Raw genomic sequence first — 21,704 nt, forward strand, 5'->3', positions numbered from 1 at the left:
CGCCCCGGTTAGGCCGCTGTGAGGATCCTGTGAGAGGATAGTCGCCGGTGCCCCTCGAAGTCGGGGCCGATCGACATCGATGGGAGCCGCACGGATGACGCCTGATGACAGCGCCGACCCGCAGATGCTGCGCAGGATCCACGTGCTGCTGACGAGAATGCTCGCAGAGCTCGATCGCGTCTGCAGGAGGCTCGAGGTCTCCTACGCCGCATACGGCGGAACGGCCATCGGCGCGGTCAGGCACAAGGGCTTCATACCCTGGGACGACGATGTCGACGTCCTGATGCCGCGGCGCGACTACGAGCGATTCCTCAGCCAGGCGCCCGACCTGCTCGGCGAGCGATTCCGGGTGGACAACACCCGCACGATCCGCGACTACCCCTTCATGTTCTCCAAGCTGGTCCTCAAGGACACGCTGCTGATCCCCGAGTTCGCCAAGGACTCGACCTACCGCATGCCGATCTCCCTCGACATCCTCCCGGTCGACAACGTCCCCGCCTCTCCGCGCGCCTTCCGCGCCATGAGCCGAAGCACCTGGCTGTGGGGGCGCCTGCTGTTCCTGCGCGGCACGCCCCGGCCCTACCTCATCGGAATCACGGGACCGCGACGAACGGCGATCTACGCCGCCACCTCGACCATCCACTGGATCATGCGCGGCCTGGGGATCACCCCCCGCCTCCTCCAGTCCCGCTGGGAGAAGGCGGCCCGCCGCTACGAGCACGCGGACACCGACCGCATGGCGGACTTCTCCATGCGCGACCCGGAGAACTGGGCGCTGACGAAGGACGAGCTCTTCCCCCTCATCGAGGCGCCCTTCGAGGACATCACCGTCATGCTGCCGCACAAGTACGACGTCCTGCTGCGCCGCGGCTACGGCGACTACATGGAGCTGCCACCGCCGGACCAGCGCAGGAACCACAAGCCGCACGTTATCGACTTCGGACCCTACGCGAGTACCCTCCCCTGAGGGAGTTCGCCGCGACGACGCCCCGCGGCGTCCGCGAGTCACGGCGGCCCGCGCCATCGCCACAGGCCCCGCCCCGGCCCCCCGCCCTCAGGAGACACGAGCATGTCCGCACCGGAGACGTCGCAGGCCCGCGACTACTTCTGGAACACCACCGCCTCCCTCATGCTGTCCCTGACGACGGCGGTCCTGCTCCTGGTCGTCAAGCGCACGGCCGGGCTCGAAGCCGCCGGAGTGTTCACCATCGCCAACACCGTCGGCCAGCAATTCCAGGCCCTGGGCATGTACGAGGTGCGCACGTACCATGTCACCGACACCCGCCACCGATTCTCCTTCGGCACCTACCTGGCCGCCCGGATCGTGACCGTGGCCGCAATGATCATCGGCATCATCGTGTACGCAGCATTCTCCGCGGACGATCTCATGGCCGCAGTGCTCATCGCCATGATCGCCTGCCTGCGCGTATTCGACGCCTCGGAGGACGTCTTCTACTGCGAACTCCAGAGGGTGGGCCGGCTGGACATCGCCGGGAAGGCCTGCTTCCTGCGCACCCTGGTCACCATCTGCGTCTTCTCCGGGGTGCTCGCGCTCGGCGGAAGCATGCTCATGGCCGCGGTCATCACCCTGATCGCCTCGACAATCGCATTGCTGGGCGCCTACCTCCCGCCCGCCGGACGCAGATTCTCCCTGCGTCCCCTGTGGGACCCACGTTCGGTCGGGAAGGTCCTGACGGAGTGCCTGCCGCTGGCCCTCGCCTCATTCATCGCGCTGTACCTCGCCAATGCGCCGCGGTTCGCCATCGACCGCTATCTCGACAATGCGCGACAGGGCTACTTCGCGATCATCTTCATGCCGGCCTTCACCATCAATCTGCTCTCCTTCGTCATCTTCCGCCCGCTGCTGACGCAGATGGCCGACCGGTGGGTCGGTGCGGATCGGTCGGGGTTCACGGCGATCGTCAGACGCGGCCTGCTGGGCACGATCGCCGCCTTCGCGGCGGTCGCACTGGTCACTTACACGGTCGGCGCCCCGATCCTCCGCTTCGTCTACGGCACGGACGTCTCCGGCTCCATGCTCGAACTCATCGTGCTGGTCACCGGAGGGGCGATGAACGCGGCCAGCGTCATTCTCTACTACGCGCTGACGACCATGCGGCTCCAGAGACTCGTCTTCGTCGGGTACATGATCGCGGCTGCCGCGATCACCCTCCTATGCTTCCTGCTCGTCCCCGCCCACGCCCTGCTGGGGGCCTCCCTCGCGTACACGGGGGCGATGACGAGTCTCGTCGCCGTCTTCATGCTGGAGATGTACGTGGCGCTGCGGCGCCGCGGGCCGTCGTCGAGCGCTCCCAGAAGCTCCAAGCTCCCCGAGGCCTCCGACGCCTGAGCGCTGCCCGGCGATACGGATCACCCCGGGGCGGGAAAGGGCGTATTACAGCGCGCGCACGTAGGATTCCAGCCGCTCCATGGAGTCGCCGGGGATGAACCCGGCCGCCTCGATCTTGGACAAGTCCAGAGCGGAGTGCAGGGGCCGGGGCGCGACGCCCTCCCGGCCGGCAAAATACTCGGCGGTGGTGACCGGGGACACCTCGTCGGGGCGGTGTCCGAGGAGCTCGTAGACGCGCCCGGCCACATCGCACCAGGAGACGACCGGGCCCCGACCGGAAATGTTGTAGGTGCCGTACTCGGCGCCCGCGGACAGCAGGTGGATGATGCCGGCGGCCAGGTCGACCGTGAAAGTCAGACGACCGGTCTGATCCGCCACGACGCTCGGGGCGGCGCCGCGCCCGGCGAGCGAGGCCATGGTGCGCACGAAGTTCCCCCCGTCACCGACCACCCAGCTGGTGCGCACAAGGTAGTGCTCGGGGACGGCCTCGACGGCGGCGTCGCCGCCGGCCTTGGACTGGCCGTAAACGCCCAGGGGGCTGGGGGCCTCGTCCTCGGTATGAGGCTCGATGGTGCCGTCGAAGGTGTACTCGCTGGAAATGTGCACGAGAGTCAGATCGTGGCGGACCGCCTCGCGGGCGAGATTGGCGGGCCCCGTGGCGTTGGCCCGCCAGGCCAGGCGACGCCCCTCGGGCGTTTCGGCGCCGTCGACATCGGTCCACGCGGCGGCGTTGACGACGACGTCGTGAGCCGACCAGTCGATGGCGGCCACGGCGGCCGCCTCCGAGATGTCGACGTCGGGCAGATCGACGCCGGTAGCGGTGAATCCCGCCCTCGGCAGGCGGGCCAGGAGCTCCCGGCCCAGCTGGCCGTTCGCACCGGTGACCAGCACGCGTCGTCCCTGCCCCCCGCCCCCGAACCGGGAGGTCGCGGAAACGGGCGTCACATCCCTCAGGCGGGGGTGGGTCCGGTCCTTGTCGGACACGATCGCGTCATCCAGCGGAATCGGCCACGGGATGGCCGCGGTCTCATCGGCGAGGTTGAGGAAGGTGTAGTCGCCGTCGGGCGACCAATGATCGTTGACGAGGTAGGTGTAGGCCGTAGCCGGTTCGAGCGTCTGATAGGCGTTGCCCACGCCCGCCGGCACGTAGACGGCCACTGACGGGTCGATCACCGTGGTGTAGACCGTCCCGAAGGAAGAACCCTCGCGCAGGTCGACCCAGGCGCCGAAGACGCGGCCGGTGGCCACCGAGATGAACTTGTCCCACGGCTCGGCGTGAATACCGCGGGTCACGCCGACCTCATCATTGAAGGAGATGTTGTTCTGAACGGGGCCGAAATCCGGCAGGCCGAGGGCCATCATCTTCTCGCGCTGCCAGTTCTCCTTGAACCACCCGCGGTTGTCCCCGTGAACGGTCAGGTCCAGGCGCAGGAAGCCGGGGATCGGCGTCGACCGGACGGCCAAGGGCCCCGGCCTCGGGGAAGCGGATGCGGCGATCATGCGACGACGTGGCGCCCCAGGTTCTTCACCCCGGCCCAGTTCCCGGTCAGGGCGGCCTTGGGGAGGAGGGACCCCGCATGCAGGCGCGAGGAGACGTGAAGACGGGCGACGCGCGCGGCGCGCTTCCAGCCGAGTCGGTCCATCTCGGCGGCCATCTGGAGGAAGAACCGGCGCTCCTCATCGAACCTGGTGCCCTCCAGGGCGCGCCAGGAGGAATCGGAGCCCGAATGGCGGCGGTAGAGGAAGGCGGCGATCGGATCGTAGAGCAGGCCGCCGCCCTTCATGGCGACGTCGCATACGAGCGCCATGTCCTGGACCACGTCATAGCCCTCCCGGAAGCCGATGCCGAGGATCGTCTCCGCCCGCCAGGCCAGCGATGGGAAGTAGAGCCAGTCGCCGCGCAGGATCGAGATCGCGAGCGTCTCGCCGCGCAGAACCTGAGGGACCTTCTTGGAGGGCATGTAGAAGCCCTTGATCCTCTCGACCAGAGTGTGGGACGGCGCACCGTGCTCGTCGATCACGAAGACGCCCGGTTGGAAGATGGTCGCGTCCGGGTGACGCGCGCCCGCCCCGACGAGCCAATCGACGTAGTTGGGAAGCATGACGTCGTCGGCCCCCATGACCTGCACGAGCGGATTCTCCACGAAGGTCAGGCACTTGCGGTAATTGCCGTTGGCTCCGAGGTTGGTCTCGTTGCGCATGTAGGTGACACGGGAGTCCTTCAGAGAGTCGAACCAGCCGGGGATCGACTCGTCCGGGTAGCCGTCGTCGACGACGATCAGCCGCCAGTTGGGATTCGTCTGACGCAGGACGGACCTGACAGCCTCCTTCATCATGGCCACATCGCCGTAGAAGGGGAAGAGGATGTCAACAGTCATGAAAGGGCCTTCCGCGAAGCAGTGCGTCGCAGGCCAGGGTAGCATCGCCGGCCGTCCCACTCCGGCAACCCGGGTGCCGGTCCGCCGTCGGAGCGGGACGCCCACCGGCATCACGCCCTCATTCACAGCTTCGCCACAGCTCGCGTTCGTCAAATCCGTCCTTCCTCCGCCTACTCTGGCGGGGTGCTGGAAGAAAGCAGACCGTCGACCCTCGCCGGGGACGACGCGAGTGATGACGTGGAGGGCGACGCCGGTGTTGAGGGCGACGCCCCCCGCGGTGACGTCACCGCGGGACGCGCCGCGGGAATCATGGCGGCGTCGATCACCGCCGCGGTATCGAGCCTGCTCATCACCGTGATCTCCGCCCGGACTCTCACCGTCGAGCAGAACAAGGAGTTCCTGGTCTTCTGGGGATTCATGTTCGGCATCTTCGGCGTGATCTCGGGCATTCAGACCGAGTCCACCCGGGCCGCCCTGGCCGGCCGCCGCCTCGCCCCGGCCGATGAGCCGACCCGCCGCGCCCGCATCCTCGCCACCTCCCTGCTCATCGGTCTAGTCATCGGTCTGCTCACGCTGACCGCGGCCCCGGCGTGGGCACCGCGGCTGACCCCGTCGACCGGTGCGCCGACCATCGTTCTCATCGCGGCCGGCGTGTGGGGGTACGCCGGCCAGGCGTCGCTGTCGGGGGTGCTCGCCGGAACCCGGCACTGGAACCTCTACTCGACCCTCATGGCGGCCGAGGCGCTGCTCCGACTCCTGCTCACGCTCGTCATCGCCGTCCTGACCGCCAGCCTCATCGGACTGGAGGCCGCCGCCGCCGCGCCCGCCGCGGTGTGGATCCTGCTCCTCCTGATCCCCACGGTCCGAACGCTCGCCGGATCCCGCGCCGACGTCGGCCCGCCCCGGCTGACGTCCTTCAGCCTCCAGGCCATGGTCAGCTCGGCCTCCTGGGCCGTGCTCGTCACCGGATTCCCCACCCTGCTGGAGATCACCTCCCCCGGGGCGGATGCCGCCGAGCTGGCGATTGTCATTCTGGCGGTCAGCATCACGCGCTCGCCGATCATGATCCCCCTCCAGGCCTTCCAGGGCGTGCTCATCACGACCATCGCCGACGCCCGGGCGTCCCGCCGCCTGGCCACCGTGGCCAGGATCCTCGGCATCCTCCTAGGGGTCGGCCTCGTCCTCGCTCTCGCCGTGGCGGGCGCCGGCCCGTGGCTGATCCGGACGATCTACGGACCCCAGTACGACCCGTCGCCGCTGCTGCTCGGTCTCCTCACCCTCGCCGCCGTGAGCATGGCGTCCCTGGTTCTCACGGGAGCCTCGACGATCGCGCTCAACAACCACCGGGCCTACACGCTCGGGTGGATCCTGACGGCGGTCGCGGCCGTTCTCCTTCTACGGTTACCGCCACTGGGCGTCAGCCCCCGCGCAGTGCTCGCGCTGGGACTGGCCCCCCTGATCGGAATCTGCATCCACCTGTGCGCGATCGTCCGCGCCAGCACGGGAAAACCATGACGTCACACCATCGAATCGGCACCGCACTCGGGAGGATCCATGACGCACACGCCCCGAACATCCATCATCATGCCCGTCTACAACACCGGCGGCCGGGTCGTCGACGCGATCCGCTCCGTCCTCGCTCAGACCGACGAGGACTTCGAACTCCTCATTCTGATCGACGCCTCCCCCGACGACTCCTCCGAACGCATCGCCCAGTTCCTGTCCGACAACCCCGACGCCCGCGTGCGGGTGTTCGACAACACCGTCAACAGAGGCGTGTCGGCCGTGCGCAATCAGGGGCTCGCAGCCGCCCGCGGCGAGTGGATCTCATTCATCGACTCCGACGACGCCTATCGTCCCGACTTCCTCACCTCCATGCACCGGGCGGTGTCGGACGCGAATGCCGACATAGCGCTGTGCGCCCACCGGATCACCGCTCTCGGGGACGCCCCGCGCGAGCGCATCCGCGTCGGCCCGGGACGCATGACGGGCTACGAGGCGGCGCTGCGGCTGCTCGCCGACACGCTGACCCCCTACGTGTGGGACAAGCTGTTCCGGGCGTCCCTGTTCGACGACGTCCGCTTCGCCGTGGACATTAAGCGGGCCGAGGATGCGCTGGTCGTCCTGGAGACGCTGACCCGGGCGCGGACCCTCATCGTCATCACGGACCCCCTGTACGACTACACGGTGGACGCCGGAGGCCTGACCTGGGGGCACATCACACCCGTTGACGAGTCCGACCGGCTGGTCTCGGCGATGACGCTGGCGTCACGCAGAATGCGCGACGGCGCGCGGGTGCGCCGCGCGCTGGCGACCTCGACGACTCTGACCTACCTCAACAATGCGCAGCAGGTCATGGCGTCGAACGGCTTCGGGACGACGTCGGACCTCGAGGCGTACAGGAGGAGGATCTCCTGGAGCGATGTCGCACGAGCACTGCGGGCCAGGCCGACCGTCGGGGCCGCGGCCCTCCTGTTCAAGATGAACCACCGGCTCTACCGGTTCCTCTACCGCGCATATGTCGAGCGGGCCTACGGCATCGCCTCGTCGGATGACGCGCGCAGCGGGGCGGCCGCCCCGTCAGCGGCGACCGGCACCGGATGCACCGCTCGGAGAGCGCGCCCCGACTGCTCGGGGGCTCCGGAGCCCTCACGGCCGGTGTGAGCGCGACTCGGCCTCGAGCTCCTCGATACGCAGATTGAGGATGGAGATCTCCTCGACGAGCCTGCGCCGCTCCTCGTCCGCCCGCGAGGCGTCGACGCTCAGCTGCAACGAAACGAGCATCATCACGATGCCCGCCACGAAGAATGCCAGGTTCAACGGGACCCTGACACCCAGCGCGCCCGCCAGAAGACTGAGCAGCCCGGGGAACAGCGACACGATGGTCGTGCCCACCACGATGACCACCCACCACGTCGCGTAGCGCTCCTTCATGCCCGCATTCCGCATCCGGAAGAACACCGCGAGCAGGACGATCAGTGCGAAGAGGAGGCCGATCCAGTACGTGCGTTCCATGAGGTCACTTCCTCTGCGTAGGACGGGTCAGGGAGATGCCGAGCGCCACGAATGCCCGTCCCAGGAACTTCGCGGCCTTGAGCGGATTCTGCGACGGGGTCCCGCCCGCTCGGGGTCTCATCGCCACTGGAACCTGTCTCACCACCAGGTTGGATCTCGCTGCGACGACGAGAGCCTCAATGGTGTCGCCGAGGTACTCGGCCGGATACTCTCTGGCGAAAAGTTCGATAGCCCGCCGCCCCGAGAGTTTGAAACCGGAAGTCGTGTCGGTCAGCCGGGTCCCGCACACCCTGGACAGAATGAAGGACAACAGCCGCATCGCCCACCAGCGCGGGCCGCGGACCGAGTAGTCCCCCTTGCCGGCGAAGCGCGCGCCGATGACGACATCCGCCCCGGCCTCCTCGGCCTCGTGGAGAAGACTCGTGATCTCCTCAGGCGCATGCTGGCCGTCGGCGTCGAGCTGGACGGTGTACGTGTATCCTTGACGCTGGGCGTACAAGTAGCCCGCCCGCATCGCACCGCCGACGCCGAGGTTGATCGACAGGTCCAGCACCGGAACCCCGACGGATCGGGCGATGTCTGCGGTCCCGTCGGTCGACCCGTCCGAGACGACCACTACATCGGCGAAGGAGCCGACCGTCTCCAGCACCTCCTGGAGAACGCCGCTCAGCACATCCGCCTCATTCCAGGCGGGGATGATGACCAGCGTGTCATGCGTTGGCGGCGCCATGACTCTCCTTCACAAGGGCGATGAATCGTCAGGATTCTACCGGCTGAATCAAGAGCGGGCCTGCCCTCCCCGGGATTCGGGGCGTGGCATGATGCACGCGGGTCGACGCGAACCAGCGCCCCTCACCTCACGCACCACGGAGCCGTCATGTCCATGAACATCCTCGTCACCGGCGGCGCCGGCTTCATCGGCGCCAACTTCGTTCACGAGAGCCTCCTGCGTCATCCGGACGCGAATGTGACCGTGCTCGACAAACTCACCTACGCGGGCAACCCCGACTCCCTGGCGGATCTGAACGAGCGCATCCGGCTCGTCGTCGGGGACGTGGCCGACGGCGACGTCGTGGACCCGCTCGTGGCGCGCTCCGACATCGTCGTCCACTTCGCCGCCGAGTCCCACAACGACAACTCGCTGCGGGACCCGTCCCCCTTCATCCGCACCAACCTCGTGGGGACCTTCACCCTGCTGGAGGCGGTGCGCCGCCACAGGGTCCGCCTCCACCACATCTCCACCGACGAGGTCTACGGCGATCTCGCCCTGGACGATCCGGCCAAGTTCACCCCGACGACGCCGTACAACCCTTCCTCGCCCTACTCCTCCTCCAAGGCCGGCTCCGACCTGCTCGTACGAGCCTGGGTACGTTCCTTCGGCGTGGAAGCCACGATCTCGAACTGCTCGAACAACTACGGTCCCTACCAGCACGTCGAGAAGTTCATCCCCCGCCAGATCACCAACCTCATCGACGGCGTGCGCCCCAGGCTCTACGGCGCCGGGCGCAATGTGCGCGACTGGATCCACGTGCGCGACCACAACAACGCCGTGTGGGACATCATCGAGCGGGGCCGCATCGGCGAAACCTACCTCATCGGCGCCGACGGCGAGAAGAGCAACAAGGAGGTCGTCGAACTCATTCTGTCCCTCATGGGCCGCGACCCGCACGACTACGACCATGTCGCCGACCGGCCCGGTCACGATATGCGTTACGCCATCGACAGCAGGAGGCTCGTCACTGAACTCGGCTGGACCCCGCAGTACACCGATTTCCGCTCGGGGCTCCGGGCGACGATCGACTGGTACCGGAACAACGAGGCCTGGTGGCGTCCGCTCAAGGCGGAGGTCGAGGCGAAGTACGCCGCTCAGGGGCAGTAGGCGGCCGGCGGCGATCGGCTGTCCTCGGACGAACACATCCCGACTCGCTCGAGCACTCCCAGCATCATCGCGGATCAAGGCCGGCCCGGGCCCGGAGCTCCTCGCCCCCCCCGCCGTCATCTCCCCATCATCAACGGGCTTCGCGCCGCGAATATCGGGCGGATACGGTCGCCGAGCTCAGCCGAAGTACCGGTCCATCATGGACACGAGGTCGTCCCCGTAGCCGGGGGCCGTCGCCCAACCGGTGCGGTCCGGGTTCTCCTGGGCCCCCAGGTACTGGACGTAGCGGGCCGACCCTTTGCGCACGTAGTCGAACCGGGGATCCACCAACGGGTTGGCGAGGGAGGCCGCGGAAACGTCCGGATCGGCGTAGGCCCGCATGTGCTGCACCTGGGCGCGCAGCCCCGTGCGCACGTCGGGGAAGCTCGCACCCGCGATCGCGTCCCCGGTGGTCCCCAGACCGCCGAAGTTGAACTGATCCGCCTTCACGTCTCCGGTGAACTGCAGCCAGCCCGTCTCCTTGAGCACCTGGACGTAGAGCAGTTCGGGACTCACCCCTTCCGCGACCGCCTCGTCGTACAGGATGGTGAAGAAGTCCCTGGGCGTGGGCGCGCCGCCGGCCGCGAGCGCCTGAGTCGGGTAGGTGCGGCCGGAGTCCTCATAAACCGACGTCATCGTCTCGATCAGGCTCTCCCGCTCGGCCGTGGGGCCCACGAGGATCTCGCGCAGACCCTGTTGAGGCGCGGTCGTGTAGCCGGTCCACACGCCGGTGTCGGTGAACCCGGACCAGCGCCCGTCGATGAGAACGACGCCGGTGACCATGGCGCCGTCGGTGCCCAGGTAGTACCAGGAGTCACCATCCCTGACCCAGCCGGTGGCCATGGCGCCGTCGGCCGGATCGAGCCAGTACCACCTCCCGCCGTCGAAGAGCCAGCCGGTGACCATGGCGCCGTCGGTGCCCAGGTAGTACCAGGAGCCGCCATCCCTGACCCAGCCGGTAGCCATGGCGCCGTCGGCCGGATCGAGCCAGTACCACCTCCCGCCGTCGAAGAGCCAGCCGGTGACCGCCGTGCCATCAGCGCCTCGGTAGTACCAAACGCCATCCTCCTGAACCCAGCGACTCGCATGTCCGAGCTGCGCCTGCGCGATGGAACGGATCTGCTCCAGCTTCGCGTAGCCGACATCACCGGGGCACAGGGTACGGCCGACGTCGCGGTGGCCGGAGATCGTAGCGAGATCGACTGTCTGCCCCGCCGAGTACTTCTGAGTGGAATGGAAGGTGAAGGGGGATGAGCCGACGGCGCTGTCCACGCCGGCGCGGTCCAGGAACCATCCGGCGACCGCGCCGACACTGGTCAGCTGGGCGTCCGAGGGGCTCACGGAGGTGTACGTCCCCATCATGGAGATGCCCATGGTTCCTGTGTTGGCGCCGTAGGCGTGGGCGCCGACGGTCATTGTCCCCGGCGAGGCGCTGAGAGTGCCGTCACGGCCCTCGAAGACAGTGCCGTACTTGTCCACCAGGAAGTTGTAGCCGATGTCCCCCCAACCGAGTGTGACGGCGTGGTAGTAGTAGATGCCGCGCACGATCGAAGCGGACTGGTCGGCGTCGTAGTCGTTGGTCCCCACGGTGTGGTGCACGATGACGTGGCGGGCCTCCGCGTCCTGGGGATCCCAACTCATGTACGCAGGATCCGCGCCCCACTCGGAACGGCTCGTGATCGCCACCGGCGGGCCCTCCGCAGTCGCAGCGGCCGGGACCGTTCCGGCCCGTCCCCGCGTCGGCACGAAGGCCGGTCCCTCGGTCCTCGGACTGTAGGACGCGTCGTCCGCCTGCACGCCGCCGGCGGGAGCCGGGGTGTGTCCCGCACCGGTGTCGACGTCGGGGGCCACGGCGGTGGGACCGGCCGGAGCCGTCTCGAGATCGGCGACGTCGAGGACCTCCTCACCGGTCGGCTCGCCTGGAACGAGAATGAGCCTGAGGTCGGCGGGCAGCGCGGAGTCACTGCCGGTGACGCTGGCCTGGACCGCATCGGCGCCGCCGGTGATGAACTCCTCGGTGCCGGGGACGCCGGCGCCGTCATCACGACCGGCGGCACTGGGCTCATCGCGGTACCAGTCGGACCAGACGCCGTCCTCACGGACGCGCACGTAGATCGCCACGCCCTCGGGCAGTTCGCTCGAACCCTGCCAGCTGAAGCCGGCGACCAGGAAGGGATCGACGTCGAGCGGGTCGGTGAGCACGGTGGCGTCCGTCTGAGGATCGAGATCGCCCTCCGCGGCGACACCGTCGGCGTGCACGACGTCGGGCCGCAGGATCGTAGGACCGTTGGACGTACCCGCCCCGTTCGCCGCGTCCTGCGAGGCCGAGGAGGACGCCGGCGACGCGGCCGGCGAAGCCGACTGCATCGGCTCGGCGCCGTCCACACCGGCCTCGGCCGCCTCAGTGGCCCGACCGGCGGAGTCCGTGAGCTGGAGGATCTGAACGGGCGACGCCGCCTGGGCGGGATCCGGCCCGGCTGCGGCGACGGTGGCGGGGGTGAGAGCCGCGGCGGCGAGCGCCGTCACGGCGCCGAGGCCTGCGTAACGGAGGGGCGGCATGCGGTCCTTTCAGCGTGTGGCGACGCACCGGGGCATCTGGTACCGGTAGGCGTAGACGAGCAGAATCCCATGGATGAGATTACCCGGTGCGCTCCCACGCCCACACCCCGTCTCATCCCTCACCCGTGGATATCGGCGATCTCACTGCCCGATGCTCATGGCCCTCTTGATGCGGGAGGCGATCTCAGGCCCCATCGTGCGCGAATAGGTGGCCGAGACGTGGTTGTCGTCGATGTAGACGAATACGTCGCCGATGATCGTTCCGCATGTGCCGTCGGGGCACAGCATGTCGCTGACGTCGATCTCATGGAAGTTGGGGATCGCCCCCAGGGACTCCGCGGGATCATTGTCGGCCATGGCCCCGTTCTTGGGGAACAGACACCCGCCGACCAGGGTCTGGGGACCGACGGCGCTGGCGCACTCATACAGGCTCTGGTTCGAACGCGGATTGTCGCGCAGGCCGATAACCGTGATGCCCTCATTGGTGAGCCGCTCCACGAGCTCGGTGATTCCGGGACGCAGCACCTCGGCCGGGGAGTCCTCCGCCGTGACCGTCGTCTGGAGCAGGACGACGTCCGGCGGGTTCGCCTCGATCTGCGCCAGAGCAGCGCGGTTGCGCTTCTGGCAGTCGTTCTTGTAGTAGCCGTCCGGGGCGAAGGGGCAGGCCCCTTTGAGGTAGGCCGTGACATCCCAGTCCTCCTCGTTGAGCAGGCGCAGCGTCGGGACAGCGTTCTGAGCGATGTGGGAGTCCCCCACGACGACGGCCCGCACTCCCTGGCCGGAGGCGGACGGAAGACGTCGGCATGTGGAATTCTCCGACTCGACGAGCGCGGCCACCGCGGCATCGCACCTGGTATCCGACAGGTCCGCCCACTCGGTGTCCACCGTCAACGGCCCCGGCACCGGGGGCGACGTCCAGTCGGAGGCCTGCCCGTTGGTCAGGGCGAGCGCGCCCGGATGCTCGGGATCGACACCCACTTGGACCGCCTGCGAGATCTCCGCACGACGCTGGTAGGCGATGGCGGCTCCGGCCACGCCCAACGGGAGAGCCCCGGCCACGAGGCTCACGATCACCATCACCGCCTGCGCGCGCAGACCGCGGCCCGAGCGCGGGAGCACCTGGGCCGGCCGGTCCACGCACCGCGTCATCACCGCAGCCACCGCCAGGGCGACGGCGATGGCGGCGACCCCGGACTCCAGGTCGAGCCGGTCCCGGTGCGTCGCGGCCAGGTACAGGACGAGTAGCGGCCAGTGCACCAGGTAGACGGCGTAGGAGCGATCGCCGAGCGCGACCAGGGGGCGTCGGGACAGCAGACGCGAGACGGTGCCGAGTCGCGGCGGGGTGTCGCACAGGAGGATCGCCGCCACCGCCAGCATGGGCACCGCAGCCACGGGACCCGGGTAGGCGCCGATGCTCACCAGGCAGAAGAGCACGAGGACGCCCAGGCCCAGGCACGACCCCAACCATCGCACGTAGACGTTGCGCGGCCGCAGACGCGGTGCGGCCGCGGCGATCGCCGATCCGAGAGCGAACTCCCAGATCCGGGCGCGGGTGTCGAAGTAGACCGAGCCATCGGTCGGCGCCGAAGTGACCAACCAGGTCAGCGAGGCCACCGCCAGAACCGCGAAGGCCATCGTCACCACGCGACGCACCGACCGGCGGGTACGCGAGGCGATCACCGCGCACACCGCCATGAGGACCGGCCACAGCAGGAAGACCTGCCCCTGCATCGACATGGACCACAGGTGCTGCAGCGGTGAGGAGGCCGCGTGGTTGTCCGCGAAGTAGTCGGCGCTGACCGCCGCCAGACGCCAGTTCTGCCAGTAAGTCACCGAGGCGGCGCCCTGGACGAGCACCTCGATCCACTGGTTGCGGGGCAGAATGAGCAGCGAGGCGGTCACCGTGATCACGACGGTGACCACCAGCGGCGGCATGAGGCGCTTGAAGGTGTGCAGCCAGCGCTCGACGAACCAGGGCGTGCGCCCGGCCTCGGCCCGGCGCACGAAGGCCCCCGTCATGAGATAGGCCGAGATCATGATGAACGCGTCCACGCCGATCGGCGAACCGATCTTCCAGGCATGGAAGCCCAGCACCTGGATCATGCAGACGGCGCGCAGACCCTGAATGTCCAGGCGCCGACGACGCCCCGAAGGGCGCGGCCGACGGGCGGCCTCCCGCCAGGTCCTGGTCAGTCCGCGCGGACCCGCCGCGCGTCCCTCGCCCGCGGCGGCCCTCCGCGGATGCGAGATCCCCCGCGGGCGAGGAGAGACCTGCTTCTCGCCGACCTGCGGACGCTCAGTCGTGACGGACATGATGATCCTCACGCGCAGCGACGGACGGCGAGCCCTGCGACCGGGCGGCCTCGGCCGCCAGGGGCGAAAGACGGGGCGGAAGCATCCGGATCGCACGGTTCCTGCGCAGCTCGGTCGGGATCACGGACGGACGCCCCGCGGGATCGACGGTGAGCACGAGTCGCTCACTCCCCGCGCATACGGTGCACGACGTCCTTCGAGGGGCCGTCAGCGACCTTGACGCCCTTCTCCAGGAGCACGCCGCGCTCGCACAGGTCTGAGACCATGTCGAGGTCGTGGCTGACGATGACCAGGGTCTTGCCCTGGTCCGACAGGCCCCGGATCTCCCCCAGGCACTTGCGCTGGAAGGGCTCGTCCCCCACGGCGAGGATCTCGTCGATGAGGAAGACCTCCGGGTCGGAGTGCACGGCCACGGCGAAGGCCAGACGCAGGAACATACCCGAGGAGTAGAACTTGACCTCAGTCTCCATGAAGTCCGGGATTTCCGCGAAGTCGACGATCGAATCGTAGGCGTCCTCGATCTGCTTCTCGGTCATTCCCAGGATGGCGCCGTTGAGGAAGACATTCTCCCGGCCGGTCAGGTCCGGATGGAAGCCGGCCCCGACCTCGATGAGACCCGCGACCCGACCGCGGGTGCGGACCCGGCCGCCGTCAGGGCGCAGCACCCCGGAGATGAGCTTGAGCAGGGTGGACTTACCCGAGCCATTGAAGCCCAGCAGGGCGATGGTCTCGCCCTGGTGAACGTCGAAAGTGACGTCGTCCAGGGCCTTGAAGGTGTTGATGCCCAGGTCCTGCCGGCGCACGGCGGCGACGGCGAGCTCCTTGAGCGAGCGGCGGTGGCGCAGAGTGAACTGCTTGGTCACCCCGGCGATCTCGATGCGTGGGTCCATCACAGCTCCTGCGCGAACTTGCCCTCGGTGCGTTTGAAGGCGATCTGTCCCAGGGCCAGGACGACCAGCGCCCCGACCAGGCCGATGAGGGTGAGCACGGGCAGGGAGCCCAGGACCTGGACGTACTGACCGGAGGCGGTGGACCAGAAGCCGTAGTGGAACAGCTCGACGGCCACGGTCACCGGATTGGTCTGGTAAAGGTGCCACGCCCAGCGCGGGACGACCTCCTCGACGGCGGCCGCCGGGTAGAGCACGGGCGAGACCCATGTGGCCACCATGAGGATGAGGTCGACCAGGTTCTCCGCGTCCCGGAAGAAGACGTTGAGGCACCCGAAGATGAGCCCCAGTCCCAGGGCCGCCACGGTCACGATGATGAACCCTGCCGCGATGGCCGCCAGACCCTCCGGAGTCGGCCTCCAACCGTAGTAGAGGGAGCCCACGAGGAGCACGAGCAGCTGGGGGAAGAAATGCACGATGGCCACGTAAACGCTGGCCACGGGGAACATCTCGCGCGGCAGGAAGATCTTCTTGATCAGGGCCGCGTTCCAGATGAGAGTGCGCGTCGCATTGCCCATCACCTCCGAGAAGTAGGTGATGACGACCATCCCGGAGAAGAGGTAGATCGGATAGGCCGGCAGCGTCTTATTGAGTCTGAGGAAGACGCCCATCGCCAGGAAGTAGACGATGAATTGGACGGCCGGCTTGATGTAGGACCAGGCCATGCCCAGCACGGACCCGTGATAGCGGACCCGGAGCTCCTTCTTGACGATCAGCGACAGCAGGAAGCGCTGCCGGAAGACGTCGAACAGCCCCTTGGAGTGGCCGGGGACGATCAGCTCGTCGCTCCCGGCCGTGACGGCCTGAGTCACCGGGGCTCCTTCGTGGCGGACGCCGCATCGGGCCGCTCCTGGGACCGGGCGGCGTCGGCGATGCCGAAGGTCCGGGCCCACGCCTCGGGGCCGACGACCTCGGACACGTGCGCCCGGTAATCAGCCTGGAGAGCGTCCCACTCCTGGTACAGGCGCTTGTGGAGAACGATCGAGCGGGCCAGCAGATCGCGGAAACGGGCGGGGTCGCGGTGGTACCAGGATGCGCCCGAGCCGTCGGAGTTGGACACGATGGCGGAATCGAACTGGGAGAGCATCCACCAGCGGGCCTCGGTCCACGGCACGCGCGCCTCGGGATTCGCTCGGGAGGCCGCCTTGACCGGCAGGACCTGCTTGATCGATCCCTTGGCGGCCATGGCGATGCGTCCCACGATGGTCTTGGGGTAGCCGAGGTCCTCGCCCTTACGGGGCAGCTTCTCGCGGTAGACCATCGGGAAGGCGTCGGGGTCTGTCTCCACGACGGCGTCGTCGAAGCCCGTGCGCAGTGCCCTCACCCGCGGCACGATGGAGGCGATGCCGGCCTGGAGGTGGCCGGGACCGGTGAAGACGTCCTCGAGGGCCTTCAGCCGCAGCTCGACCACCGAGTACTGGGAGGACAGCAGATGCTTGACCTGCCCCTGCATGGACTCGGCGACGAAGTGCCCTCCGCGCTTGTACTGGGAGTGGATGAGAGCCGCCACCAGGCGATTGCGCTCGTGGAAGTAGGCCTGCCAGTCCAGCGAGTCGTCCTTGTCCGTCCACGGCACGTGCCACACGGCGGCTCCGGGGAAGGAGACGGTCGGCACGCCGGCGCCCTGGGCGCGCAGACCGTACTCCGAGTCGTCCCACTTGATGAAGAAGGGCAGGCTCAGACCGATCCGACGGACCACCGAGGTCGGGATGAGGCACATCCACCAGCCGTTGTAGTCGGCATCGGCGCGCTGGTGCAGCCAGGGGGTGGTGCGCAGCGGCGCCTTGGCCAGGTCGTGGTCGTGCTCGGTGCCCTTGGAGGCCTCCCACCAAAAGCGCCAGGGCTGGATGTGCTCGGCGTAGGCGTGCAGCATGGTGCGCTCGTACATGGAGAACATGTGCCCGCCCACGATCGTGGGCACGCGGGTCAAGTCCGCGAAGGTGACGGCCCGCACGATGCCCTCGGGGTCGACGCGCACGTCGTCATCGAGCAGGAGGACGTAATCGACGCCGTCCTGCAGGGCCTCGTACATGCCGCGCGAGAAACCGCCGGACCCACCCAGATTGGGCTGGTCGATCACGCGCAACCGCTCGCCCAACGACTCCCGGGCGGCGGGGAAGCGGTCGTCGTCGACGACCTTCTTGTCGCCCTGGTCGGCGACGACAACCTCGTTGAGTACGCCGGGCAGCGTGTCGGAGGCCCCCAGCTGGCCGAGCATGGTGGCGCAGTCGGTGGGACGGTTGAAGGTGGTGACACCGATCGTCACCCGGCCCTCGCGGGTCTCGGCGGGGACCTCGGCCTCCCATCGGGCGGCCTCGACGGTCGCGTCCTGGGAGTCGGCGGCGATGTCGAACCAGTACCAGCCGCCGTCGCCGAAGGTGTTCAGCGGGAGCTTGAAGACCATTTCGGCGGCCTGCGGGGCGATGCGCGCCGAGTCGACCCTGTGCGAGGCGCCGCGGGCGTTGGACTTGTAGACGATGACCGACCCCGAGCCCGACACCGTGACCCGCAGGGTCACCTCCTCCACGATCGTCCAGCGCCGCCAGTAGGCGGCCGGAAAGGCGTTGAAGTAGGTGCCGAAGGAGGAACGGGACTGGGCCGGGATGCGATAGCTGTAGCGCGAGACGATCTGACCGCCGCTCTGCCGGGCGGTCTCCGCGATGCCGGTTTCAGGGACGTCGTCCCGCGCGTTGACGGGTGCGGAGGACACGGAGATGATCTCCCCCTCGGCGTACAGCTGCAGGATGTCGGCATCGCCGTCCGCCGGCATGACGAAGCGCTGCAGGACCCGCGTGGAAGTGCTCATGCCTCGATCCCCTCTCCGTTCAGGGCCGCCCCGTCGCGGAAGTGGGGGGCGATCGTGTTGTCGAACACGGACAGGGCCGAGCCGATGGCCATGTGCATGTCCAAGTACTTGTAGGTGCCCAGGCGGCCGCCGAAGACGACGCCGCCCTCGCTGGCGGCGAGCTCGCGGTAGGCGAGCAGTCTGGACCGGTCCTCCGGGGTGTTGACCGGGTAGTACGGCTCATCGCCCTCATCGGCGAAGCGCGAGTACTCCTTCATGATGACGGTCTTGTCCTCGGGATAGTCGCGCTCGGGGTGGAAGTGGCGCGGCTCGATGATGCGAGTGTAGTCGCGATCGACGTCGGGGTAGTTCATGACGCTCGTGCCCTGGAAGTCGCCGGTGGCGGGGTACTCGGTGGTGAAATCGAGGGTGCGCCAGCTCAGCGCCCCGGCCGAGTAATCGAAGTAACGGTCCAGCGGGCCGGTGTAGACGATCGGAACCCGGCCCCGCAGCGCCGCCTTGTTGTACGGCTGGGACTGGTCGAAGAAGTCGGTGCCGAGGACGACCTCGATGGCGGGGCTCTCGACCATCCTCTCCAACCAGGCGGTGTAGCCGTCCGTCGGCAGACCCTCGTACGTGTCGTTGAAGTAGCGATTGTCGTAGGTGTAGCGCACGGGCAGGCGCGAGATGATCGAGGCGGGCAGGTCCTTGGGGTCGGTCTGCCATTGCTTGCCGGTGTAGTCCTTGATGAAGGCCTCGTACAGCGGGCGCCCGATGAGGCTGATGCCCTTGTCGTTGAGGTTGGCCGGGTCCTTGCCGGCGAGCTCGCCGGCCTGCTCGGCGATGAGGGCACGGGCCTCGTCGGGGCTGTAGGCCGCGGAGAAGAACTGGTTGATCGTACCCAGGTTGATCGGCATGGGATACACCACACCGTCATGGGTGGTGTAGACGTGGTGCACGTAGGGTGTGAAGGACGTGAAGCGGTTAACATACCTCCACACCCGTTCGTTCGAGGTGTGGAACAGGTGAGCGCCGTACTTGTGGATCTCGATGCCGGTGCGCGGGTCCGGCTCGGAGTAGGCGTTTCCGCCGATGTGGTCGCGCTTGTCGATGACGAGCACCTCGAGTCCGAGCTCGTTCGCACAGCGCTCCGCGATCGTCAGGCCGAAGAAGCCCGAGCCGACGATGACGAGGTCGTGGTTCACCGTATTGTCCCTCCGTAGGCAGTAGCTCGATCGTAACCGATCGCGCGCCGGCCCTGCGCGGCCGGTCCGTCCCATCCTGCTCGCCTCCCGCTCCAGGGCCGGCCGGACGGCGCGACCGCGGATCGGCGACGGGCGGGCGCACCATACTCCCGCGTCCCCGCGGCGCCCGCCTCATCACCTGATAATGTGGCGATTCGTGTGGATATCACTCGTTCCCCTGATCGTGACGGTCTGCGGGCTCCTCATCCTGCCGGGTCTGCTGACCACCGCGGCGTCGGGCCTGCCGCTGCGCACGGCCGCGCCGCTAGCGCCCGCCGCGTCCGTCGCGATCATCGCCGGCGCGGGCGTGGTGGCGCCACTGGTCCGCGTGCCCTGGGGCGTCCCCCTCGTGGCGGCCCTCACCGCGATCCTCACGCTCGCCGCCGCTCTCGCGCGTCTGATCGTCTCCCGCGTCCGCGCCCGTCGCGCGGGGTCGGCGGACGGTGCCGCGACGCGGGCGCCGACCTCTCGCCCATCGCGCGCCGACGTCCTGACCGGCCTGGTGCTGCTGGGATTCTCGGCCCTAATCATGACATGGCTGGTGGCGCGCGAGCTCAACACCCCCGACGCCATCTCCCAGACCTTCGACGCCGTGTTCCATCTCAACGCCGTCGAGTGGATCCTGCGGACCGGCAACGCATCCTCCATCAAGTGCCACCTGGAGTCCCCCGAGGGGGGCGTCTACCCCATGGGCTGGCACACGCTAGTGGCGCTGACTATGAAGGTCGCGCACTCGACCAGCATCCCGCTGGCGACCAACGCCACCACGATCGCCGTATCGGCTCTCGTGTGGCCGGGCGGATGCCTGGCCCTGGCCAGTCGGCTCTTCAACGGGCGCCGGCTCGCCATGATCGCCACGGCCCTCCTGTGCACGGCGACGGCGTCCTTCCCCCTGCTGGTGATCAGCTTCGGCGTGCTCTACCCCAACTTCCTGGCCCTGGCCCTGCTGCCGGGGATGATCGCGAGCCTGCTGGACCTCTTCCCCGCCCACGACGAGCCGTCCGCGCCGCCGCTGCTCATCCCGGCGCTGGTCCTGGCCGTCGCGGGTCTGGGACTGGCCCAGCCCAACGCCATCGTCACCTTCCTCATCACCCTGATCATCCTCATGGGCGCGTGGATCATGCGCGCCGTCAACGGCGCCAAACGCGGCGGACCCGCCCGTCAGATCCGCACGCGCATCATCGTCTGCGCCATCACGACGCTCGCGACGGTCGGGGTGTGGATCGGGGTGCGACCCCCGCAGCGTTCGGCCACGTGGGGGCCCAACAACGTCATGAGCGCGGTTATCGGCGAGATCCTCACCTCCACTCCCCAAGGGCTGCCCATCGCCTGGGTGGTGGCCGTCCCCGCGATCGTCGGCGCCGTCGCCGCCTGGAGGCGGCGACGGCTGCGGTGGCTCGTCATCTTCCACGCCGTCGGCTGCCTCCTCTACCTCGCGTCCAAGACGATGCCCATGGGGGATCTGCGCTACTACGTGGTGGGCACCTGGTACTCCGACACCAACCGGCTCGCGGCCCTCATCCCCCTGGGAGCGATACCGCTGGCGGCGCTGGGCACCTGCGTCATCGCGGATCGGGCCGCGCAGCGCCTGACGACCCTGCGGCTGCACGAGCCCGGCGCGCGCAGACGGATCGCCTACGCCGTCCTCGTGGCGAACCTCGTCCTCCTGGGTCCCGCGAGTACGGCGACCTCCCAGGCCCTGCACAAGCTCGAGGCCCCGTACACGATGAACGCCGGCTCTGAGCTGCTCACGCCCGACGAGCTGGGACTGATCAGGATGCTCCCGGGGCTGGTGGGCGAGGACGACACCGTCGCCATCGACCCGTCCACCGGCGCCGCCCTGGCCTACTCCCTGGCGGGAACCAGCACCACGATCAAGCACATCTTCTACCACGACACGCCGGACCTGGAGGTCGTCGACAAGAAGCTCCGTCTGGCCGGGAAGGACCCGCAGGTGTGCGAGGCCGTCAACAATCTCGGCATCCGCTACGTCCTTTACTTCCCGGGGCGGACCCTGCACAACAGGCGTCCGTTCAGCGGGTTCGTGAACCTGCCCACCGCCGGGGGCTTCGAACTCGTCGCCCAGTACGGGCGGGCGGCCCTCTACCGCGTCACTGCCTGCGGGTGATGCGAGCGGCGGAGCGCTCGAGCGGCGCCCCGCCGCGAGGCTGGGCCGTCCGCACCGCACGCGCGGG

Annotated in this window: 16 protein-coding genes; 6 read left to right on the forward strand and 10 right to left on the reverse strand. The window is 68.5% G+C overall.

The window, feature by feature from the left end; all coding sequences use genetic code 11:
- The first annotated feature begins 94 nt into the window (after positions 1–94).
- Positions 95–967, forward strand: a complete 873-nt coding sequence (locus tag HMPREF9062_RS10830) for a LicD family protein (RefSeq protein ID WP_009750188.1) — start codon at positions 95–97, stop codon at positions 965–967.
- A gap of 102 nt (positions 968–1,069) precedes the next feature.
- A complete protein-coding gene (locus HMPREF9062_RS10835; RefSeq protein ID WP_009750189.1) occupies positions 1,070–2,350 on the forward strand; it encodes a lipopolysaccharide biosynthesis protein in 1,281 nt (426 codons plus the stop codon).
- Positions 2,351–2,395: 45 nt separating this feature from the next.
- On the opposite strand, the gene HMPREF9062_RS10840 is transcribed toward HMPREF9062_RS10835, so the two are convergent.
- Together HMPREF9062_RS10840 and HMPREF9062_RS10845 are read right to left on the reverse strand one after the other, a co-directional pair.
- Positions 2,396–3,850, reverse strand: coding sequence for a sugar nucleotide-binding protein (locus tag HMPREF9062_RS10840; protein ID WP_009750190.1), 1,455 nt, complete (start codon positions 3,848–3,850; stop codon positions 2,396–2,398).
- A complete protein-coding gene (locus HMPREF9062_RS10845; protein ID WP_009750191.1) occupies positions 3,847–4,728 on the reverse strand; it encodes a glycosyltransferase family 2 protein in 882 nt (293 codons plus the stop codon). The genes HMPREF9062_RS10840 and HMPREF9062_RS10845 overlap by 4 nt, the downstream gene beginning before the upstream one ends.
- Positions 4,729–4,911: 183 nt before the next feature.
- On the opposite strand from HMPREF9062_RS10845, the gene HMPREF9062_RS10850 reads away from it, so the two are divergent.
- Together HMPREF9062_RS10850 and HMPREF9062_RS10855 are read left to right on the forward strand one after the other, a co-directional pair.
- A complete protein-coding gene (locus HMPREF9062_RS10850) occupies positions 4,912–6,243 on the forward strand; it encodes a hypothetical protein (RefSeq protein ID WP_009750192.1) in 1,332 nt (443 codons plus the stop codon).
- 39 nt (positions 6,244–6,282) lie between these two features.
- Entirely contained in the window at positions 6,283–7,392 is a 1,110-nt protein-coding gene (locus HMPREF9062_RS10855) for a glycosyltransferase family 2 protein (protein ID WP_009750193.1), read from the forward strand.
- On the opposite strand, the gene HMPREF9062_RS10860 is transcribed toward HMPREF9062_RS10855, so the two are convergent.
- Both HMPREF9062_RS10860 and HMPREF9062_RS10865 read right to left on the reverse strand, forming a co-directional pair.
- On the reverse strand, positions 7,378–7,743 hold the full coding sequence (locus HMPREF9062_RS10860) for a DUF2304 domain-containing protein (RefSeq protein WP_009750194.1): 366 nt from the start codon (positions 7,741–7,743) through the stop codon (positions 7,378–7,380). The two genes, HMPREF9062_RS10855 and HMPREF9062_RS10860, sit on opposite strands and share 15 nt — an antisense overlap.
- Positions 7,744–7,747: 4 nt before the next feature.
- Positions 7,748–8,473, reverse strand: a complete 726-nt coding sequence (locus HMPREF9062_RS10865) for a glycosyltransferase family 2 protein (RefSeq protein ID WP_009750195.1) — start codon at positions 8,471–8,473, stop codon at positions 7,748–7,750.
- Positions 8,474–8,626: 153 nt separating this feature from the next.
- On the opposite strand from HMPREF9062_RS10865, the gene rfbB reads away from it, so the two are divergent.
- On the forward strand, positions 8,627–9,622 hold the full coding sequence (gene rfbB / locus HMPREF9062_RS10870) for a dTDP-glucose 4,6-dehydratase (protein ID WP_034254994.1): 996 nt from the start codon (positions 8,627–8,629) through the stop codon (positions 9,620–9,622).
- Positions 9,623–9,799: 177 nt separating this feature from the next.
- Here the strand turns inward: rfbB and HMPREF9062_RS13700 are convergent, their stop codons facing one another.
- The 6 genes from HMPREF9062_RS13700 to glf form a co-directional block, all read right to left on the reverse strand.
- Entirely contained in the window at positions 9,800–12,220 is a 2,421-nt protein-coding gene (locus tag HMPREF9062_RS13700; RefSeq protein WP_009750197.1) for an N-acetylmuramoyl-L-alanine amidase, read from the reverse strand.
- Between the two features lie 141 nt (positions 12,221–12,361).
- Positions 12,362–14,533 (reverse strand): acyltransferase family protein, encoded by a 2,172-nt coding sequence (locus tag HMPREF9062_RS10880; RefSeq protein WP_009750198.1) that lies wholly within the window; start codon positions 14,531–14,533, stop codon positions 12,362–12,364.
- A gap of 164 nt (positions 14,534–14,697) precedes the next feature.
- Entirely contained in the window at positions 14,698–15,423 is a 726-nt protein-coding gene (locus HMPREF9062_RS10885; RefSeq protein WP_009750200.1) for an ABC transporter ATP-binding protein, read from the reverse strand.
- Positions 15,423–16,292, reverse strand: a complete 870-nt coding sequence (locus tag HMPREF9062_RS10890) for an ABC transporter permease (RefSeq protein ID WP_009750201.1) — start codon at positions 16,290–16,292, stop codon at positions 15,423–15,425. The genes HMPREF9062_RS10885 and HMPREF9062_RS10890 overlap by 1 nt, the downstream gene beginning before the upstream one ends.
- Positions 16,289–18,286, reverse strand: coding sequence for a glycosyltransferase (locus HMPREF9062_RS10895; RefSeq protein ID WP_009750202.1), 1,998 nt, complete (start codon positions 18,284–18,286; stop codon positions 16,289–16,291). The genes HMPREF9062_RS10890 and HMPREF9062_RS10895 overlap by 4 nt, the downstream gene beginning before the upstream one ends.
- Positions 18,283–19,470, reverse strand: coding sequence for a UDP-galactopyranose mutase (glf, locus tag HMPREF9062_RS10900; protein WP_009750203.1), 1,188 nt, complete (start codon positions 19,468–19,470; stop codon positions 18,283–18,285). Before glf ends, HMPREF9062_RS10895 begins: the two co-directional genes overlap by 4 nt.
- Before the next feature lie 184 nt (positions 19,471–19,654).
- Here glf and HMPREF9062_RS10905 point away from each other — a divergent pair, with 184 nt between their 5' ends.
- Positions 19,655–21,637 (forward strand): DUF6541 family protein, encoded by a 1,983-nt coding sequence (locus tag HMPREF9062_RS10905; protein WP_009750204.1) that lies wholly within the window; start codon positions 19,655–19,657, stop codon positions 21,635–21,637.
- Positions 21,638–21,704 lie beyond the last annotated feature (67 nt).

Source organism: Actinomyces sp. oral taxon 448 str. F0400 (assembly GCF_000220835.1).
GTDB lineage: Bacteria > Actinomycetota > Actinomycetes > Actinomycetales > Actinomycetaceae > Actinomyces.

What these genes read in the sequence shown, in the direction of transcription:
- HMPREF9062_RS10835 (WP_009750189.1), top strand. Translation starts at nt 1,070, where the DNA reads ATGTCCGCACCGGAGACGTCGCAGGCCCGCGACTACTTCTGGAACACC.
- HMPREF9062_RS10885 (WP_009750200.1), bottom strand. Translation starts at nt 15,423, where the DNA reads ATGGACCCACGCATCGAGATCGCCGGGGTGACCAAGCAGTTCACTCTG.
- HMPREF9062_RS10860 (WP_009750194.1), bottom strand. Translation starts at nt 7,743, where the DNA reads ATGGAACGCACGTACTGGATCGGCCTCCTCTTCGCACTGATCGTCCTG.
- HMPREF9062_RS10840 (WP_009750190.1), bottom strand. Translation starts at nt 3,850, where the DNA reads ATGATCGCCGCATCCGCTTCCCCGAGGCCGGGGCCCTTGGCCGTCCGG.
- HMPREF9062_RS10830 (WP_009750188.1), top strand. Translation starts at nt 95, where the DNA reads ATGACGCCTGATGACAGCGCCGACCCGCAGATGCTGCGCAGGATCCAC.
- HMPREF9062_RS10865 (WP_009750195.1), bottom strand. Translation starts at nt 8,473, where the DNA reads ATGGCGCCGCCAACGCATGACACGCTGGTCATCATCCCCGCCTGGAAT.
- HMPREF9062_RS10895 (WP_009750202.1), bottom strand. Translation starts at nt 18,286, where the DNA reads ATGAGCACTTCCACGCGGGTCCTGCAGCGCTTCGTCATGCCGGCGGAC.
- rfbB (WP_034254994.1), top strand. Translation starts at nt 8,627, where the DNA reads ATGAACATCCTCGTCACCGGCGGCGCCGGCTTCATCGGCGCCAACTTC.
- HMPREF9062_RS10855 (WP_009750193.1), top strand. Translation starts at nt 6,283, where the DNA reads ATGACGCACACGCCCCGAACATCCATCATCATGCCCGTCTACAACACC.
- HMPREF9062_RS13700 (WP_009750197.1), bottom strand. Translation starts at nt 12,220, where the DNA reads ATGCCGCCCCTCCGTTACGCAGGCCTCGGCGCCGTGACGGCGCTCGCC.
- HMPREF9062_RS10880 (WP_009750198.1), bottom strand. Translation starts at nt 14,533, where the DNA reads ATGTCCGTCACGACTGAGCGTCCGCAGGTCGGCGAGAAGCAGGTCTCT.
- HMPREF9062_RS10905 (WP_009750204.1), top strand. Translation starts at nt 19,655, where the DNA reads ATGTGGCGATTCGTGTGGATATCACTCGTTCCCCTGATCGTGACGGTC.
- HMPREF9062_RS10845 (WP_009750191.1), bottom strand. Translation starts at nt 4,728, where the DNA reads ATGACTGTTGACATCCTCTTCCCCTTCTACGGCGATGTGGCCATGATG.